Source organism: Parasphingorhabdus sp., from assembly GCF_039982415.1.
Taxonomy (GTDB): domain Bacteria; phylum Pseudomonadota; class Alphaproteobacteria; order Sphingomonadales; family Sphingomonadaceae; genus Parasphingorhabdus.
Map to the genome: position 1 here is coordinate 87,698 of NZ_JBDWYL010000007.1, position 14,990 is coordinate 102,687.

At 50.6% G+C, this 14,990-nt stretch carries 9 protein-coding genes; 4 read left to right on the forward strand and 5 right to left on the reverse strand.

Annotation, left to right across the window (positions count from 1 at the left end; genetic code table 11):
* Nucleotides 1–302 precede the first annotated feature (302 nt).
* Nucleotides 303–6,398 carry an autotransporter outer membrane beta-barrel domain-containing protein gene (locus ABJU74_RS10245; RefSeq protein WP_348384121.1) on the forward strand — a complete coding sequence of 2,032 codons (6,096 nt, stop codon included), beginning with the start codon at nucleotides 303–305 and terminating at the stop codon, nucleotides 6,396–6,398.
* 44 nt (nucleotides 6,399–6,442) lie between these two features.
* On the opposite strand, the gene ABJU74_RS10250 is transcribed toward ABJU74_RS10245, so the two are convergent.
* The 3 genes from ABJU74_RS10250 to ABJU74_RS10260 all read right to left on the reverse strand — a co-directional run bounded on the left by ABJU74_RS10250 (nucleotide 6,443) and on the right by ABJU74_RS10260 (nucleotide 8,370).
* Nucleotides 6,443–7,255, reverse strand: coding sequence for an amidohydrolase family protein (locus ABJU74_RS10250; RefSeq protein WP_348384122.1), 813 nt, complete (start codon nucleotides 7,253–7,255; stop codon nucleotides 6,443–6,445).
* Nucleotides 7,256–7,381: 126 nt separating this feature from the next.
* Complete coding sequence (locus tag ABJU74_RS10255) at nucleotides 7,382–7,915, reverse strand: dihydrofolate reductase family protein (RefSeq protein ID WP_348384123.1); 534 nt, start codon at nucleotides 7,913–7,915, stop codon at nucleotides 7,382–7,384.
* Between the two features lie 164 nt (nucleotides 7,916–8,079).
* Nucleotides 8,080–8,370 carry a hypothetical protein gene (locus tag ABJU74_RS10260; RefSeq protein ID WP_348384124.1) on the reverse strand — a complete coding sequence of 97 codons (291 nt, stop codon included), beginning with the start codon at nucleotides 8,368–8,370 and terminating at the stop codon, nucleotides 8,080–8,082.
* Nucleotides 8,371–8,715: 345 nt separating this feature from the next.
* On the opposite strand from ABJU74_RS10260, the gene ABJU74_RS10265 reads away from it, so the two are divergent.
* From ABJU74_RS10265 to ABJU74_RS10275, 3 genes are all read left to right on the forward strand, one after another.
* Nucleotides 8,716–9,186, forward strand: coding sequence for a globin domain-containing protein (locus ABJU74_RS10265; RefSeq protein ID WP_348384125.1), 471 nt, complete (start codon nucleotides 8,716–8,718; stop codon nucleotides 9,184–9,186).
* A gap of 414 nt (nucleotides 9,187–9,600) precedes the next feature.
* Nucleotides 9,601–11,541 (forward strand): hypothetical protein, encoded by a 1,941-nt coding sequence (locus ABJU74_RS10270; protein ID WP_348384126.1) that lies wholly within the window; start codon nucleotides 9,601–9,603, stop codon nucleotides 11,539–11,541.
* A gap of 73 nt (nucleotides 11,542–11,614) precedes the next feature.
* Nucleotides 11,615–12,073 carry a MarR family winged helix-turn-helix transcriptional regulator gene (locus ABJU74_RS10275; RefSeq protein ID WP_348384127.1) on the forward strand — a complete coding sequence of 153 codons (459 nt, stop codon included), beginning with the start codon at nucleotides 11,615–11,617 and terminating at the stop codon, nucleotides 12,071–12,073.
* 89 nt (nucleotides 12,074–12,162) lie between these two features.
* Here ABJU74_RS10275 and ABJU74_RS10280 read toward each other — a convergent pair whose 3' ends face one another.
* Both ABJU74_RS10280 and rplQ read right to left on the reverse strand, forming a co-directional pair.
* Complete coding sequence (locus ABJU74_RS10280; protein WP_348384128.1) at nucleotides 12,163–14,394, reverse strand: prolyl oligopeptidase family serine peptidase; 2,232 nt, start codon at nucleotides 14,392–14,394, stop codon at nucleotides 12,163–12,165.
* Between the two features lie 98 nt (nucleotides 14,395–14,492).
* The gene (rplQ, locus tag ABJU74_RS10285) at nucleotides 14,493–14,915 is read right to left on the reverse strand and encodes a 50S ribosomal protein L17 (RefSeq protein WP_348384129.1); all 423 of its coding nucleotides are present in this window, start codon (nucleotides 14,913–14,915) and stop codon (nucleotides 14,493–14,495) included.
* Nucleotides 14,916–14,990: the final 75 nt, after the last annotated feature.

Sequence of the window (14,990 nt, forward strand, 5' to 3'; positions counted from 1 at the left end):
GTGCCGCTGTCGATAGACGGCCGAAACAATCAAAGAGATGATCAGAGCGCGACAACAGGGAAATTGAAATTGAAGGTGTAATCCATGTCCAGCGCTTCGTTTACTTCGGCTACCCGCCCTTTTGAAGGCATTTCCGGTCAGATAAATTTCTATCTGCGCGCACACTATAGGTCCCGATATCAGGACGCTGAATTCGCGATAGATCAGCAAATTCCTCTGCTCCAATAGCACAAAACACCCTCCCCTATTTCGCAATTAGCCCAGAAATTTCGGCTGTCCCCCAAATTGAACAAGGAAAAACAATGTCTTCGGCTATCCAAACCTCCCAATATTATCACTACAGCGCCAATCAGAAGCACAAGATTGCGGCGCGATGCTCAAACCGTCATGAACAGATCCTCCAGCCTTTGAGTGGTTTACGCCTATCCGTATCCGCAGCAGCCATGGCTTCCGCCCTGCTCTTTGGATCTGGCCTTGCTGGAACCGCACCAGCAACTGCCGGTACATGCGCTGAATCTGCCGTCACGGCTGGCGTTTTCATTTGTTCGGATCCAGCCGCTGCCGATACCACGCAAATTCTGGATGGGCTCGCAACGACAGTTACCACCGAAGCCGATTTTGGTATCGCCACCGCCGCTGGAGATGCGTTTGACATAAACGGCATATTCGGTGCGTTTTTTGAAGATACACACGCCTCTCAAATTATCGGTGCTGACAATGGTATACGCATAACCAATAGCTTTGGTGCACCCTTATCCGTAACCGCAAACGGGACGATCGAGGGCCAGACCGGTATTGGTATTTCCGCTATCAATGGCTTGGGTGCGACCGATCTTACCATTTCCAGCAATAATGTCTCGGGATTGCAACAGGGCATATATGCCTACAATGCAGGCTATGGCGCGCTTACCATCGAATCCGTGGGAAGCAGCTATGCATTGCTCGGAAACGCTATTTCTGCCGTCAATTCAACCGCTGGTACTGATTTGACCGTGCAAGCGCACGATAGCACCGGCGGACAAATGGGCATTTATGCGGCGAATCAGGGGTCTGGTGCGTTGACGATAAATTCGACTGGAACGGTGTCGGGCGGAGGCGGATTGGGCATATTTGCCTATAATCTGACGGATGGCACCAATTTGACCGTTACGGCGCATAACAGCGGCGGCGCTGATTATGGAATCGGCGCGATTAATCGAGGCCGTGGATCGCTTACCATTACAACCACTGGCGCCATATCTGGCTCCGGTGCCAGCGGTATCTTCGCCTATAACAGCGTCAATGATCTTTCGGGCATGTTGCGGATCGACCAAATGGGAGAATCTACAATTACTGGTTCCACTACCGGTATTTATGCGCAAAACCAGTCAGGTCAAATGATCATTAATGCATTCGGAACCGTAACCGGCTTGGCTTCTCACGGTATCGATGCCCGCAATGCTATTGATACGACTAGTCTTACCGTCATTAGTAATATTGCCATCGGACAAGGCGATGGCATTCACGCACGCAATCGCGGGTCGGGCGCCTTAACCGTCACGTCTCTCGGATCAGCTAGCGGTGCCACGGATGACGGGATTTTTGCCTATAATCATGCCGATGGAACGGACCTCACTATCGCTGCGATGCATGCCAATGGCGGGGTCACAGGCATTGCGGCGACAAATATCGGTCAAGGGGCGACAACCATCACTGCCACTGGTTCTGTAAATGGCGCCACTGGATCCGGCATCATTATCTCCAATTCCGTGACCGGTACGGGCATTTCTATTAATGCCGTTGACACTTCCGGCTATTTGGATGGCATTCGCGCGAATAATCTCGGCAGCGGCGCGCTGACTATTTCGGCCACTGGCTTGACGGCAAGCGCGACGGCGAATGGGATTCAGGCTTCCAATTCCAACACCGGAACCGCGTTAACGCTCACCGCAGCGCATGTGGCTGGCAATAACAACGGAATCTGGGCAGAAAATCTGGGTTCCGGCGGGCTGACGATTACATCCACCGGAGATATAAGCGGTCAAACTCGTGATGGTATTTTTGCCGACAATATAAGCACCAGTGCGGACAGCTTTGCTACAATAGAACAACTGGCGGGAACCACAATTTATGGATCAAGCCATGGTATCTACGTCGACAACCATGGGGGATCGCTAACAATCAATGCCCAAGGAACCGTCATCGGTGAATTCGAGTCGGCCATTGAAGCCAGAAACCGAGATACCGGTGTTGACCTGACGATATCAAGCAACATTACGCATGGCGCCGATTATGGCATTTATGCCGTCAACCAAGGTTCAGGCGCGCTCACTATAAACTCTACCGGCCTGAGCAGTGGCGAATTTGCCAACGGGATCGTTGCTTTTGGCAGTGAATTCTCAACCGATGTGACGATAAATTCCATGGATAGCCTTGGTGAAGAAAGCGGAATTGTTGCGTTCACCAGAGGAACCGGATCGATCACCGTTACCGTCAATGGAACCGCGACCGGAACCACAGAATATGGCGTTTATGCCTATAATAGGATGACCGCGGATTCCATGGCCCTGACCATCGCCAATGCGATCGGCGGTACCAATGGGGTCAGAACACTTAACTATGGCTCCGGCGGGTTGACCGTTAGCATGTCAGGAAATGTCACGGGCCAATCGGCCGATGGTGTATATGCCTATAACAGCGCCAATGATCTCTCCGGAACTCTGTCGATTGAACAAAATGCCGCTTCGACAATAAGCGGTGCCGGTACCGGTATTATTGCCGAAAATCTTAGCGGGGCGCTGACGATCGCAGCTTATGGTAGCGTGAATGGCCAAAGCGGAAACGGTATTGCCGCTTATAATGCCGCGGGTACAAGCGACCTGACCATAATCAGTCATCAGGCCTCGGGCGGCACCAATGGTATTATCGCCACGCAGCAAGGAACGGGAGCACTATCGATCACTTCGACCGGTACGGTCACTTCAAATGGTGATAATGGCATTACTGCGACCAATACTGCAAATGGTACCAGTTTAACCATTAATGTTGTGGATGTAGTGGCTGCGGAACGCGGTATCCGCGTCAATAATGAAGGCAGCGGAGCTCTGAATATCTCGTCCTCCGGCACGGTTTCGGCATCAGAATTTATCGGTATTGGCGCTTATAACAGCGCGAATGGATCCGCCTTGTCGATCAATGCAACCAATGTTTCGGGCAGATATGGCGCCATTTATGCCGAAAATTTGGGCGGATCGCTTAACATCCTGGTTTCTGGTTCCGCCGAAAGCACCGATGGAGATGCGATTGATGCGAGAAACCGCGCAAGCGCAGAAGCGCTAACCATTATAAGCCAAACCACCCAAGGCGGCGGAAACGGCATATTGGCCATAAATTATGGAAGCGGATCGCTCTCGATTGAGTCGGTCGGCCCGGCATCGGGTCAGGCCTATGACGGGATAAGTGCGTTTAACGCAAGCAGCGGCGGTGATTTGACCATTGCTGCCACGGAAACCACAGGCGGATATTATGGCATTGAGGCAGATAATCTGGGCACGGGTGAATTATCCATTTCCGCCACCGGGATGACGACCGGTATTGCAGCCAATGGAATCCATGCTGAAAATTCTATTGCCGGAACCTCATTATCCATTGCCGCAGCGTCAGTTGTCGGCGGGTCCTATGGTATATATGCCCGCAATTTTGGGGCTGCCGGCCTAACGATCAGCGCCAGCGGAGATGTTACCGGTCAAAGCCAATCGGCAATTTTTGCATATAATAGCGCCAATGATGTTTCCGCATCCATGGTCATAGACCTTGAAGCCAATACCATTACAAGCGGCGCAACCCATGGTGTGGAAGCGGAAAATCTGGGCGGCTCCCTAACGATCAATGCGCTGGGCACAACTATCGGAGAAACGCAGAATGCGATTTGGGCAGTCAATCGCGCAGACACTACGCATCTCACCATCACCAGCCACATTAGTGAGGGCGCGACCAATGGGATCTACGCCTATAATGAAGGGACGGGTTCATTGACGATCAACTCAACCAACTTCGCCGCTGGGGCAAATTTAAGTGGCATCGAAACCTGGAGCTCCACCAATAGCAGTGCGCTTTCAATCGCCGCTACACACGTCCGAGGCGGGACCTATGGGATAAGAGCTCAAAATTATGGCGACGGTGCACTGACCATTAGTGTGAGCGGAGATGTCACTGGCGAAGGGACCGATGGTATCCGCGCTTATAACAGCGCCAACGCCAATAATGCCGCCTTAACTCTTACCCAATCTCAAGAGTCTGTGATTAGCGGCGCACTGGATGGGATTTATACTGAAAATTTCGGTGGCTCGCTTTCCATCGAAAGTCTTGGCACCATAATTGGTGTAGCGGGTGACGCGATCAATGCTCGCAATGGGGTGGGAACAGATAACCTCATGATTACCAGCAATATAGCCACCGGCGCCGACAACGGCATTCGCGCCATTCATCAAGGCGATGGGGCGCTTGCGATCATCTCCTTAGCTTATGCCAGCGGGACCGATGCTAACGGTATCTATGCCCAAAATGCCTCGGGAACCGACCTCAGCATAAGCGCGCAGGATACAAATGGTGAAACCCACGCCATCCGCGCGACCAATTTTGGCAGCGGTGCGCTGCAAATCCTTTCCAATGGATCGGCAAGCGCGACAATGATGGATGGCATATATGCCGAAAACGCGGCCGCAGGGACGGAGCTCTCGATTGTTGCCGCTCATGTGCGTGGGGGACAACACGGCATTTACGCGTCTCAGCAAGGGATAGGCGATTTGAACCTCACAACCACCGGTAATATCGCCGGTGGGACGGGCAATGCCGTAACCGCCGTGACCACCGGATCAACAATCCAAATCGAAAATAGCGGCCACTGGGAAAGCGGCACAGAATTTGCCCTGAGCGCGAGCGGCGGTGCCACGCTGTTGACAAATAGCGGACATATAACCGGCCGGATCAGTACCGGAATTTTTGATGATAATATCCACAATCTTGGAATATTCGAAGCCATATTGGACAGTGATTTTGGTGATGGAAACGATCTGTTTCTCAATGAGAGTACAATCATTATCAATGGCGGATTGGCGTGGCTGGGCCTCGAACAATTGACCAATAATGGGCTTGTAGATATGGCCAATGAAACGGTTGGGAACAGTCTGAATTTACCTGGCGGCTATACCGGCAACGGGCTATTGGGTCTGGATGTCAGCTTTGATGATGCAGGGTCCGCCGACAGATTGACGGTCGCAGGACTGACCACCGGAAGCACCGGCCTTATTCTCAACGATATTAGCCTCAGTCCGAATATTGATGTCAGCGTCCTGGTCGTCGATGCCCAGCCGGGTACTGCGGAGGAAGCATTTGCGCTGAACGATGCCGCACAGACTATTGGCTTTGCGGCCTATCGTCTGTCTTATGATGCGCCTAATGGTGATTTTTATCTGACCAACGCCATTGGCGCGCCATTGGTGCAAACACTCAAATTTACGGAAGGTGCACAATCTCTTTGGTACCGGTCGGCCGACGCCTGGGCTGCGCATATGGCAACTCGGCGGGACGCTCCCGGTGCGCCGCTCTGGATGCAAATATATGGCAGCCTAAGCGATCAAGAGGAAAGTTTCGAATTCACATCATCCGGCTTTTCACAAGTTACTAATCTGGATTATGATCAGGATTATTTCGGCTTTCAAATGGGTTATGATTTCGCGACCCAATTGGGAGATGACATGATCATCTTTGGAGTGACAACAGGGTATCTCGATTCAGATCTGAGATTTGATCAAATGGCGGATAATATCAGCTATGGTGCCTTCAATATTGGTGCCTATGCCGGCATTGACACGGGTGGCTTCTTCGCCAATGCGCTTGTGAAGTATGATTTTATAAATGCCGACATAGAAGCGCGAACGGCTGGCTATAGCGCTGATTTAAACGGACATGGCTTCGGGATGCGGCTGGAAACCGGATATCGTTTTGGAGATGAGAAATTTTTCATCCAGCCATTGTCCAGTTTCGAATGGCAACAATCCAGTCTCGGGGATCTCGCTACTCTGGGTGCTCAAATTAATTTTGATACTTATGATGGATTGCGCGCCATGGCCGGCTTGCGGCTCGGCGGCGAAACAAAGGTCAAGGGTGATAATCAGCTTCGCTATTATTTCGGCGGGCATGCTGTTCATCAATCGCAATCAAAAGACGGATTTATGTTTACCAGCGGTGCATCATCCCTTGCCTTGGACAACCGACTTTCCAACAGCTTTGGTCGGTTCGAAGCCGGATTGAACATCACCTCCCCCAATGGCGTCACTGGATTTTTTGAGGCCAATGCCGATCTGGGTGGCGGATATCGCAGCTTTGGTGGGCGAACCGGGATTAAAATCGCCTTTTAGCCGCCGATGAAATACCCTCCTTTCGACCCATCATCCGCGGTAATTTAAAGATTGAATATCCGGCGCGCATTGCCTGACAAAAAGGCCTCTGTTTGCGCGTCGGTCAAATTCAACATGTCGATTTTTTCCAAACATTTAGAAGGAGACAACATGGGCCAATTGGTCCCAAACAGGACGCGATCCTGACCCAGGCCTTTCATGAAACGGACAAAGTCTGCTGGCAATCGATGCGCCGCATAGGCCGACGTATCAATATAGAAATTCGGAAATTTTATGGTCAAGGAAATGAGCTCGTCCACCCACGGAAATCCGACATGCCCGCCGACCACAACCAGTTCAGGGAAATCAAGCAAGACATCTTCTAAATAGGGTATCGGACGGCCCGTTTCGGACCGTAACAAAGGGCCCGTATGACCTATTTGCGTACAAAAGGGCACGCCCAGTTCGATACATGCGGTATAGATGGGATAATAGCGCCGGTCATTGGGTGGAAGATCCCAGAGCCAAGGCACGACCCGAACGCCGACAAATTTCTTGCCATCAACCCATTTGCGAATTTCTCGCACAGCCTGCATTGGATTGGTCAAATCCACCGTCGCCAAGCCCCGCAACCGATCCGGCGCAGCCTCAATTTGAGCGCTGACTTCTTCATTGCTGATCAGGGATCCGGACGGGCCATGCCAAGCAGATAGCAAGCTGATTTCGACATCGGCTGCATCCATAGCGGCAAGTGTCGAATTGACAGTTGGCAAAACCGCATTCTCCGATTGATCGGTCCAGCGCAATAGCGGCGCCAACCATGGCGCACGGGCCATCCGTTCGGTTGTGATTTGTGCCCAGACATCAATCGCGCCCATGATTTCGCTCCTTTATCTATTTACTTCATATATGTAGTAATTATTTAATGGACGTAATGTCAATGCTCAAAGTGCGATAGGTCAGCTTATTGATCTGGGTGGATCCGCAAAATTGGTGATAGCGGATCAATTCTGGCGGTGAAATTCCTGGAACAGATAGCCATCGTCATAATATTTCGTTTCCACGCAGCGAAGGGCGGGGCCAGGATCGGCATCGGCAAAAAGCGGAGTACCGCCGCCCAACAAGATCGGTGCTCTTTTCAGCCGAATAATATCAATCATACCAGCGGCCCATAAAGAGCCTGCAAACTGGCCGCCGCCGCACAAATAAATCGGTCCGCGGGCTTCATTTCTGATCTGCTGCAGCTTGTCAGGATCCGATCCGCTTACTATTTCCACTGCACGCTTTTCGGGAAGCATTATGGTTTCGGAAAAGACATATGTGGCCAAATGAGGATAAGGATTGCTGCCCGCTTCCATTCCAAAGCGATAGCCAAATTCATAGGTCTGTTTCCCCATGATCGCGCAGGCATAGTTTTGGAGCCGCTGGTTATAATCGTCCACCACCGGTCCCTCATGAGCAAATTGCGTCACATCGCCGTCAGGACCGGCGATAAAACCATCTATTGATAAGGCGACATCATAGATAATTGGTTGCATGAATAGTCCCTTCGTAAATTGGATAAATATCTGTAACGGTCGATTTTGCCAAAGACATTGACTGGCCGCGTCCTTGCTCTGGCGGCTTATAATAAAGTAAGCTGTTCCTATACAAAGCCGAGACCGACCAATTGTGCATAAAATGGTTGCTAATGAATATGGGCTTATCCCAGATGTCCGAACATCAATATGATCAAGAGAAGATATAGAATGAGAAGCATGGTGAAAAGACGTTGGTTGCGCGATTTGCGTTTGTGAAAGTCCAGATGCGGCAGGTTTTGCGCGTCTGCCCCATCAACAAAATCCCGATTCTCCGTGTCGGCATTATCGAAACCAAAAGCCCCCTGCGAGAGATGATCGTCCTCAACTATAATCGGCCGTTTTACCGGGTCATATGATGCGCTACCTGTCTGATCAGGCTTATTGGGGTCGATTGAAATACACAGTTGGTTCATGCCCGTTATCCTTGCCTTTGTCATATAGGGCAGGTGTAGCGTTCGGGGTTTCAGCTCAGAACCGGTATCACCGCAATCCGGCCCTGCATTTCTGCAATGCTGTGGTGCAACTGTTGGCTCTTTTTACGAATTTAGGCTTTCGGAGCGCCCTTCAACCCCCGATCAATATCGCAGCAGCTGAGCTTGCAGGGCGTGATTGCAGGAATACGGGTTCAAACAGAAAGGATATTGCAGCAAGCCATTTTCCTATCGGATCGCGGAACAAATACTCTTCTGCACTTTTGTCTACCACGCTTCGTGGCAGTTCTCTTGATCCGAAATCACACATTGTTGGAGAGAGAATTCATGGAAAGACCAACCAATAAGAAAAATTTTCTCACGGTGGGCGAAGTCGATATCGTCCGCAGAAGCTTTCTCAATCTGGGCAATGAAAACGCCCATGCCGGAGAGGTTTTTTACCGACAACTATTCGCATTGCAGCCGGAATTGCGGGGATTATTTGTTGGAGATATGGATAATCAATCGGAAAAAATGACCAATATGCTGGGCATGATCGTATCGCAAATTCACAATATGCCGGAGTTATTGCCCATGCTGAGTGATTTGGCCAAGCGTCATTTGGTTTATGGCGTGCGCGTGGAACATTATCAGCATGTGGGCCATGCGCTGCTGTCGATGATGAAAGAAATTATGGGACATCAATTCAACACCGAAGTCGCTGAAGCCTGGACTAAGGCTTATGACGGCATCGCCATCACGATGATTTACAATAGCTTTGGTCAAGAGGGTGCGGCGCAATATCGATCCTCGGCATAGGAATAATCGTCAGCTTCGCGAGAGCAATTGAGCATTAAAAAGTGCCAATTGGGATCAAATGCATCAGATCATATGCCGCTACTCACCCTGCCAGATCACCAACATGGATATTACGCACCGCGTTTAACCTCCCGACACCCGCCACAGGAGATATAGGCGGATATCGGGAAGTCTCGTGACGGTTCCGGCGGCGATGCATATTTCTATCGCTACGCCATCAGTGCCCCCGGAATTTCAGTCTATAATGTCAATGGATATGCTTCAGAACCGGAAAACCTGCATGCCGTCCATGCAGAACTGTCTCTTCGCATCAAATATCTTCCCGACTAAAATTTACCGACTCTGGCCGTAATAAGCCGGTCCACACCGGGCCGACAGGGCCTTTCCCATAGATTAGCAAGCAGGTCGGAAGATATGATTTCACTCAACCCCAGCAAGTTACATCAATGCAGCCGTTTATCCGCTCGCCGTGATGTTCGAATGATCATCTCGATATTGGTTATCCTGATGAACCTGGTCTTTCTCAGCCCGGCTGCCGGCGCAGAAAAAGATCGCAATAGTTGTCTGACTGCCCCCGATCTCGACTGTGTTGAAACGCTCAATCAACAGCTCGATAGACTTGAAAATCGCATGCAAGATTCTCAGGATCTCAATTTGGCCAAATTGCGCCGCATCACGTTGCTCGCCTCGCGGAACCAGCCCGATCGGGCGCATGCTGTTTTAGACACCATGCGTCCCACTACGAAAAATCAATCGATCAAGGACTCCGCGCTTCTGGCGATGGTCACTCATCTGAACCAATATTCTCCAGAATATAGCAAGAAACTGCTCTACCAAATCAAATCGCCGGGATTTTTCGAAATGGCGAGAGACTCTTATATTTCCTATCTGGTTCAGTCCTCCGGACCGGATGCAGCTTTAAAGCAATTGAAAGAAACCAATCGGACCGCCCATAAAATGAAATATGTGGCCGTCCGGCCGATCTCTCACGCCTTAGCAAATAACGGACAAGTTGAAGAGGCCATTGCCTTTATTGGCGCGGCATCTGGATCTAACCCACTGCAAAAGAGCAAATTTTTCGAAATGCTTGTGACCCGCCTGTTGGATCAAGACAAACTCAACGACGCTGCATCGCTTTTGAGCCAAATAGAGGATCCATTGTTGCGCGTGACCGCAAAAATGGCGGTCGCCGCAGTCTTGCATAAGAATAGGCAAAAGGATGAGGCGCAAATCTTATTTGATCAATCTCGCCGAGAAATGGCTAGCATGAATAGCGCGCAACAGCGCCGACAGGCTTTTGATGCTTTGGCCCGATCCGCAATTGAATGTGGCCGGACAGACTGGATCAACCAGTCCCTAAAAGATCTCAGCGCCTATCCAAAAGATCAAATAGATGCTTTGATCGTCTCGCTCAGCATTGGCGTTCATCGGCTGAGCCGGATCGAACGCGAATTCTTTGTTGATCAGGCCATTGCGCTTATCGATCGACCGGTTGCCAATTCCAGCGCGTCCTCTCCCGATCGAAACCAAGCGTGGAGTGACCTGGCGATCACTCTGGCCCATAGCGGCGATGCCGCCTTGGCTGTTCAATTGGTAAACCGAATAACCAATCGAGAATGGCGTGAGCGAGACCATGATCATATCGTTTTGATCATCAGTCACAATGCTCAGTTCCAGCAAGCCTTTGATATTTTGTCTCGTCAGGCCGCGGGGGACAAGCCCGCCTTCGGCTATATCCGACTGGCTGAAATTGCCCATCATTCGGGACAAGAAAAATGGGCCAATAAATCCATTTCAGCTGCCCGGGCGCTTATTGAAGGGCCGGATGCAATTTTACTGAAGGACCGGACATCAGTGATGCTGGCTGCTTATGAATCGCGCCGGGGACACTATGAGCTCGCCGAAATGCGGTTGCGGCATGTCAATGACAAACAAGAACAAGCGCGGGGCCACATCGTCAATTTGGGCTTTGTGGCGGAAGAAGGTTCCTCCGCAGACTATCAAAAATTTCTAACCATTGCCGAGAAAGCGATATTGGCGCTGGAGCCGCCGAACATCAGACATCAGCTTCTCGAACAATTGGCCTTTCAATTGATCATGCGCGGCAAATCGGATCCAGCCATAGCGCTTATGCAAGCGGTGGAAAAAGACTGTGCACGCGACCGCTATCTTGCCAAAATCGCCGGAATGATGCGCAGCCATTCTCAGTTGATTCCGGCTCAACACGCCATTGCGGCCATCGCCAGTCCAGCGATACAGATCGCGGAAGAACATCAAATCCTGCTGACGGCTTTGCGCATTGCGCTAGACCAACAGGTGAACCCCGCTGCCTTTAAACCGATAAACCGCTTGTAGCGATACTGGCAGCGAATATACTACACATATAGAATGAAACCGATAAAGTGAAACCGGCAGGGATTCAGACCACGTGAACGCATCACAGCTCAAAATATATTTTCTGATCCAACGCACCGCTCATGTTTTAAAGAAAAGAGCCGATGCCGATTTGGTCGAGTCTGGAGGTATGTCCACTGCACAGGCCGCGGTCATGGCCATTGTCGCCAGTGAAAATGGCGTGTCACAGCGCCATTTGGCGGACAAGCTTAAACAGCGGGAAAGTGCCATCACAACAATGGCCAACCGTCTTCTTAAAGCCGGTTATATCAGTAGAACGCGCTCTGACACCGATGGCCGTGCGTGGATATTAAAATCCACTAACAAGGGGCAGTCAGCATTGGAGAAGGTGAGCAAGTCTTTTGCTGAAGTGAACGCGATTATTGATGACGCCTTTCCATCTGATCAGTTCGAACCCCTCGCCGCTGGCCTCCATACCATTCTGGAAAAGCTGGGCGAACGCGATAATGACAATGATAGTGCGCTTCCTTAGCAGGCTGGCTAAGCCAGACACACAGCCTGAATTAAAACCAGTATCAAAAGACTTTATAGGTTGGGACCGCCAAGCCACATGATTTTGGGCTATGGCGCCAAATTCAGACCAACAGCATCCGCCATGAAACCATATATATCGGAATATTCCTCGATCAGCTTGTCGGTTGGTTTACCGCTGCCATGGCCAGCTCGCGTTTCGATCCGGATCAAATGAGGTTTGTCACCGGTGTTCAGCGCCTGCAAACGAGCGATATATTTGAAGCTATGCCCTGGTACCACGCGGTCATCGGTATCCGCCGTTGATACCATCAATGCAGGATAATCAACACCATCCACAAGATTATGATAGGGGGAATAGCTCAGCAATTTTTTGAAATCGGCCTCTTTATTGGGATAGCCATAATCGTCCACCCAATAGCGGCCTGCTGTGAAGCGATCAAAGCGCAGCATATCCATGACACCAACGGCGGCATGGCCGGTGGTGAACAAATCTGGCCGTTGATTCATAACCGCGCCGACCAACAAGCCGCCATTGGATCGCCCTTCAATAGCCAATCCATCTTTCGGAGTAATCCCTTCTGCGATTAAATATTCACCGGCTGCGATAAAGTCATCAAACACATTTTGTTTGTTCTGCAAACGGCCGCCATCATGCCATTCTTTGCCATATTCGCCGCCGCCCCGCAGATTGGCCGAAGCATAGACACCGCCCGCCTCAATCCACGCCATTTTCGGAGCGCTATATCCGGGTAAAACAGAAATATTGAAACCGCCATAGCCATAGAGCAATGTCGGCGCCCCTTTGGAAAGATCGAGATCTTTTTTATGCACAAGGAATAGCGGAATTTTTGTCCCGTCCTTACTTTGATAAAAACGCTGACTGACCGCTATCCCGTCCGGGTCAAAGGGCAATACAGGTTTGGCCCAAATATCGGGCGTTCCGATATCCTGAAAGCTGTATATGGCATCGGGTTGATTGAAGCTGCCAAAAGCAAAATAGCCTTTGGACGATCGCGCTGATCCCGAAAGATTGCTGACCGTGCCAAGCCCGGGCAGATCAACCACCCCTTTAGGGGTTCCCTCAAGATTGAACAATTCCAATCGGCTTTTTGCATCATCGATAAAATCTACCGCCAGCATATCGCCAACCAGCACAGCGCCATCAATTGTGGCGCTATGTTCGGGAACAATCTCTTCAAAAACAAACGGGGGTTGAACACAATCTGCTGAAGCCGAGCCTGTTTCTTCACAGGGATCCGCGCCGCCTTTTGGTCCGGATACGTCAGTCTTAACCACGCGCAATCGCTTGGCATTTTTGTTGGTGATAAAATATAAAGTGTCGCCAACACCGTCTATAAGAGACCAGTTATGATCAAAGCCTTCAACCAATTTGCGTGTTTCCAGCTTTGGTGCATCCACTTTGACCAAGGTGAGTTCATAGCGATCGTCAGTGCCCGACGACGATGTGATCACAACCCATTCCTTGTCCGAGGTCAGCTCGGCCGTATGACCCAATTCGGGCCGGTCGGGCGTAGCGTAAACCTTTATGTCTCGGCTCTGTTCTCGCCCCAGAATGTGTAGATATAGGCTATGGTTTTTGTTGAGCGATTGAAAGGCCGCGCCTTCTTCCGGTTCGGGAAACCGGGAATAGAGAAACCCACTATTTTGAGGCATCCAAGCGAGATTAGAGAATTTGACCCACTCTACTGTATCAGGTTTTACAATGCCGGTAGCTACATCAATAACCTTTAATGTGCGCCAATCAGAGCCGCCATCTTGAATGGCATAGACCAATAAACTGCCATCTTCGGACGGTTTCCATTCCGCCAATGCTGTCGCGCCATCTTCTGACCAGCCAGCAGGATCGATCAATATGCGTTCTTCCCCATCAACGCCATCTCGCACATATAAGATGCCCTGATTTTGGCCGCCGCTTTTCCGCTCGTAAAAATATTTACCGCCCGCTTCGACCGGAACATCCAATGCGTCAAAATCAAAAAGTGCGGTCATCGATTTGGAAAGAGCCGACCGCCCCTCCACTGTCGCAAGATGACTGTCGGTCAGCGCATTTTGCGCTTCTACCCAAGCGGCAACCTCAACATCTTCTCGCACATCATTTTCAAGCCAACGATAAGGGTCGGCAATCTGCTCGCCAAATTGTTCGTCGACAATGTCTACAATTTTGGTCTCGGGATAGGTCAACGCCTTAACTTTCTCGATGTCTTTCTCAGTCGATGGGGTTTGCGCCCATGCTGGAATGGCCGTGATGGTCGCAATGCCCATAAGAGCAAGAGCTAGAAAACTGGTGGTGGTACGCATGAAACTCCCCGAAAACTGTTTACGGCAAAGAAAAGAGGCCGCAAGCTTATCGCTCACGGCCTCTGAATTCAATTGAAACTATCTTTCGATTGGACGGTTTACGCCTCTTCGAAATCTTCTTCGGCATTTTGATCGGGACCACTGTCCTGACCTTTGGCATCTTCGTCGCGATCGACCAGCTCGATAACGGCCATCGCTGCTGCATCGGAATCCCGATAACCAGCTTTGATAATCCGTGTATAGCCGCCACTGCGATCGGCATAACGTTCAGCCAATTCACCGAATAGCTTCTTTTCCTGAACATCGTCCATCAATCGCGCATGGGCGAGACGCCGGTTAGACAGTCCACCTTTTTTCGCCAATGTGATCAATTTTTCGACATAAGGCCGCATTTCTTTGGCTTTAGGCAGGGTTGTCATGATTTGCTCATGCTTGATCAATGCCGCTGACAGGTTTTTCAACAAAGCCTGACGGTGGGCACCGGTCCGCTGCATACGGCGGCCCTTCATTCTATGACGCATATTCTATACTCCTGTTTGTACAGGGGCCGTACCAGGTACCCCAATCCAGGCGGTGAAATTCAGGCCACCGCCAAA

Excerpts from the sequence above, each read along its gene's own strand:
- ABJU74_RS10245 (WP_348384121.1), top strand. The coding sequence starts at position 303 with ATGTCTTCGGCTATCCAAACCTCCCAATATTATCACTACAGCGCCAAT.
- ABJU74_RS10250 (WP_348384122.1), bottom strand. The coding sequence starts at position 7,255 with ATGGGCGCGATTGATGTCTGGGCACAAATCACAACCGAACGGATGGCC.
- ABJU74_RS10255 (WP_348384123.1), bottom strand. The coding sequence starts at position 7,915 with ATGCAACCAATTATCTATGATGTCGCCTTATCAATAGATGGTTTTATC.
- ABJU74_RS10260 (WP_348384124.1), bottom strand. The coding sequence starts at position 8,370 with ATGAACCAACTGTGTATTTCAATCGACCCCAATAAGCCTGATCAGACA.
- ABJU74_RS10265 (WP_348384125.1), top strand. The coding sequence starts at position 8,716 with ATGGAAAGACCAACCAATAAGAAAAATTTTCTCACGGTGGGCGAAGTC.
- ABJU74_RS10270 (WP_348384126.1), top strand. The coding sequence starts at position 9,601 with ATGATTTCACTCAACCCCAGCAAGTTACATCAATGCAGCCGTTTATCC.
- ABJU74_RS10280 (WP_348384128.1), bottom strand. The coding sequence starts at position 14,394 with ATGCGTACCACCACCAGTTTTCTAGCTCTTGCTCTTATGGGCATTGCG.
- rplQ (WP_348384129.1), bottom strand. The coding sequence starts at position 14,915 with ATGCGTCATAGAATGAAGGGCCGCCGTATGCAGCGGACCGGTGCCCAC.